We start from the raw sequence: 3,710 nt of genomic DNA, 5'->3' as shown, positions 1-3,710 counted from the left end.
GCGGCGCCGACACCGCCGCGGCCCGCCGCCCGGCCAGGGCACGCCGCTTCCTACCGGAGCACGGAGGGGGTCATGTCCGGTCCGCGCCGTTCTTCGGGTTGCCGAAGCGGACGCCCCGCCGGTACGTCCAGGCACGGGCCTGGCGAAGGCCCGGGCCGATCGGACGGGCTTCGCGTTCAAACGGCCTTGCGGGCCTGGTTGAGGGCGGTGACCGCGGCCTCGACATCCGAGGCGGTCGTCCGGTGGCTGGTCAGGCAGAGGCGCAGCGCGGGCCGCCCGGCCAGGCGTACGGTGCTCAGCCAGGCCTGCCCGCCGCTCACGACGTGGTCGGCAACGGCGGCGTGCCAGGCGGCGCTGTGCTCCGGCCCCTGCGACTCCGCCTCGGGGCCGGCGACGCAGACCACCGGGAGCGGGGTGTCGGTGACGCGCGGCCAGCCCTCCTCGGACAGCCGGCGAGCGAGCAGCTCACCGAGCCGGACGCCGCGTTCGAGCTGCTCGACGGCCGGGCCGTCTTCCTGGCTCCCGCCGTCGACACCCGCCGCCGCTCCCCCGACCACGACGACGTGCGCTCCCGGATTCCCTGACGTTCGACGGGGAGGTAATGGACCGTCCTGGCTACAGCGAAGCGTTCATACGGCCTTCCTTTCCCATGATCTCACCCAGGCGGTGAAGGCCTCGATCGCGTCGATGACGGCCTCGAAGCGGAGCGAGTGGTACAGGTCGAAGGCGTGGTTCCCGCCGCGCAGCTCGGCGTAGACGACGGGGGCGGCCGAGGTCTGGCGTAGCCGGTCGGCGAAGTGCCGGGCATCGGCCGCGGGCACCTGCGGGTCCAGATCGCCGTGGGCCACGAGGAACGTACGTGTCCGAGGCGGCCCGCCGCTTCCGCGACCACCTGACCGCCGCGCTGACCAAGCCCGATCACGGGCCGGGCTCCCCCTCGACGTCATCGGGAAGGTCGGGGAGATGAGATCGCACCAGCCCGGAGACCGCGGGACCCCCAGCAGGCGCGGGGCGTCGGCGGGTCCTGCGGTCAGCCGGCCCGAGGCGACCAGCAGGTGCTCCACCGTGCCGGTCGCGTGCGGCACACCCGTCAGATCGGTGTGGGCGGGCATCCGCAGCCGCCAGATCTCCAGGCTGTGGCCGCGTCGAGCGTCTCGATCGTCGGATTGCCCTTACCGGCCTCCAGGTGCGACAGCGTCGCCTTGGATGCGGCCCCGCTTGACCTTCAGCGCCGGCAGCACCACATCATGGAGGTCGCCGGGACTGCGCACATGGGTCCCCCCGCAGGGCGCGGCGTGCAGGTGGTCCAGGCGGACCACGCGTCGCCCGTGCTCGCCCGTCTCCGCGGTCACCGGCAGGTCCTCGGCGATGGCCGCCGCCGCCACTTTCCCCAGCTCGGCGATGACCTCCTCCCGGCCCGCAGGATCGGCCAGCCGAGGATCAGTCCGCGGGGCGGTGAGCTCGATGCGCGCCTGGCCGGGGAAGTGGTTGTTCCCCGCCAGCTCCCACCCCTGGGCACGGCCCGCCGCCTCGACCGGATGCCCGGCCGTGTGCAAGGCCGCGTGCGCCATCCGTGTCCCCAGATCGCTCCGCGCCCGCACCCGCTGCCCCTCGGCGAACACCGGCCATCCGGCCTCCTCGGACGCGGGCGCGGTCACGATCAGCCCCGACTGCTCATCCCAGACGGGTACGGCCTCGACCTCCTCCAGCCACCCCCGTTCAGCGGGCTGACCACCACCTGCGGATGGAAGAGGCAATGCTCCACGGCGGCGGGCGACCGCCCGTCTCGCCCGGCTCCTGGACGGCCGCGAATCGTCGCCCGTGCCTCACGTCAGTTGACACCTCGGTCGTGCCCGGCCCAGTAGGGCTCGCGCAGCTTGAACTTCTGGATCTTGCCGGTCGCCGTGCGCGGGATCGTGTCCCGGAACTCCACGCTCGTCGGCGCCTTGAATCCGGCCATCCGTTCCTTGCAGTACGTGATGATCTCCGCCTCGCTCACCGCCGCGCCCTCGGCCCGTACGATCAGCGCCTTGATCGTCTCCCCCCACCTGGCGTCCGGCACTCCGATGACCGCCACCTCGGCCACCGAGGGATGGCTGAAGATGGTGTCCTCGACCTCGATCGAGGACACGTTCTCGCCTCCCGTGATGATCACGTCCTTCTTGCGGTCGGAGATCGTCAGGTGCCCGTCCGCCTCGTCGATGTCGCCGCCGTCGCCGGTGTGGAACCAGCCGTCGTTCAGCGCGTTCGCCGTCTCCTCAGGCTTCTCCCAGTAGCCGTCGAACACGACATTCGACCGCGCCAGCACCTCCCCGGACTCGGCGACCCGCAGTCTGACCCCCAGCGCCGGGAGCCCGGCCCGCGAAAGCCTCCGGGCCCGTCGATCGCCCGGCAGGTCGTCGTCCTGCGGCCGGGTGCGGTTGACGGTCAGGAGCGGCGAGGTCTCCGTCAGGCCGTAGATCTGGATGAACTCCCAGCCCAGCTCCTCCTCCACCCGCTGGATCAACCGGCTCGGGGGCGGCGCCCCGGCGCACACGATCCGTACGCGGTCACGGCCCGGGATCTCCCCCTCCCAGCCGGCCGCGGCGTCCAGCACCAGGCTCCACACCGCCGGCGCACCGCACATCAGGGTCACGCCGTGCTCGTCCACGCGGCGCAGGATCTCCGGTCCGTCCACCTTGCGCAGCACCACCTGCTTGACGCCGAGCCCGGCCGTCACGAACGGCATGCCCCAGCCGTTGCAGTGGAACATCGGCAGCGTGTGCAGGTAGACGTCCCGCTCCCAGGCGCGCGTGTGCAGGCCGAGGGTCAGTCCGTTCACCCAGATGTTGCGGTGGGTGAGCTGGACCCCCTTGGGACGGGCCGTCGTCCCGGAGGTGTAGTTGATCGTCGCGGTGGCGTCCTCGTCCGGGTTCGACCAGGGACGCGGCTCCGTGTCGAACCGCATCAGCTCCGTCTCGGTCTGCTCGCCCAGGACGAAACGGTGGTCCGTCTCGATCCCCGCGGTCACCTCGCGAAGCTCGGGATCGACCAGCACGACCGAGGCTCCGCTCTGCCGTACCACGTAATCGATCTCGTCGGCCTTCAGGCGGAAGTTGACCGGGACGCAGACGCGGCCGCTCATCGGCACCGCGAACAGCAGCTCCAGCATGCGGGCGGAGTTGTGGCTGATCACCGCCACCCGGTCGCCTTCGCGCGTGCCGAGCGCGTCCAGCCCGGCCTGCCACGCCCGCACCCGATCACCCAGCCGCCCGTACGTGGACGCCGTCACGGGCGGTGCGGGCTGATCGGGCTCGTCGATCACTCCGGGGCTGTCCGCGAACCCCAGCTCGGCCCGGTCAAGGAAGTCCGCAATCGTCATCGGAACCCGCATCGCTCTCCCGACTCTCGTTCCGTTCGTCTCCGAGTATGAAACTCCGTCATGCTCCTCGAAGTACAGTCCACGCCGAAGGCGCCGGCGTCAGCGGGTGAAGAGGGCTCGGTGCAGCATCTCTCGTATGCGTTTGTGGCGGTTGTCGCGCTGGGCGGCGTCGTTGGTGGCCACGGCGCTCTCCCCCATGGAGATGGCGAGCATCAGGTCGTCGACGTCGACGACGGGGTGGACGACGCCGGCCGCGCGGCCGGCGGGGGGGGGAGGGGGGGAGGAGGGCCGGTAGGGGGGGGGGGGGGGGGGGGGATAGTGTTTTTTTTGGGGTGTTGTTGGGGGTGGG

The 3,710-nt window shown here is 71.7% G+C and carries 4 protein-coding genes; all 4 read right to left on the bottom strand.

What is annotated here, in order from left to right; genetic code table 11:
• Positions 1-176 precede the first annotated feature (176 nt).
• The 4 genes from ACWDX9_RS61075 to ACWDX9_RS61060 all read right to left on the bottom strand — a co-directional run bounded on the left by ACWDX9_RS61075 (position 177) and on the right by ACWDX9_RS61060 (position 3,361).
• Positions 177-557 carry a hypothetical protein gene (locus tag ACWDX9_RS61075; protein ID WP_449973074.1) on the bottom strand — a complete coding sequence of 127 codons (381 nt, stop codon included), beginning with the start codon at positions 555-557 and terminating at the stop codon, positions 177-179.
• Between the two features lie 72 nt (positions 558-629).
• A complete protein-coding gene (locus ACWDX9_RS61070) occupies positions 630-1,112 on the bottom strand; it encodes a hypothetical protein (RefSeq protein ID WP_449973073.1) in 483 nt (160 codons plus the stop codon).
• A gap of 60 nt (positions 1,113-1,172) precedes the next feature.
• A complete protein-coding gene (locus ACWDX9_RS61065) occupies positions 1,173-1,757 on the bottom strand; it encodes a hypothetical protein (protein WP_449973072.1) in 585 nt (194 codons plus the stop codon).
• 74 nt (positions 1,758-1,831) lie between these two features.
• Positions 1,832-3,361 carry an AMP-binding protein gene (locus tag ACWDX9_RS61060; protein ID WP_449973071.1) on the bottom strand — a complete coding sequence of 510 codons (1,530 nt, stop codon included), beginning with the start codon at positions 3,359-3,361 and terminating at the stop codon, positions 1,832-1,834.
• Positions 3,362-3,710 lie beyond the last annotated feature (349 nt).

The organism is Nonomuraea sp. NPDC003201 (assembly GCF_053590415.1).
This window is presented reverse-complemented; position numbering and strand designations above follow the sequence as displayed.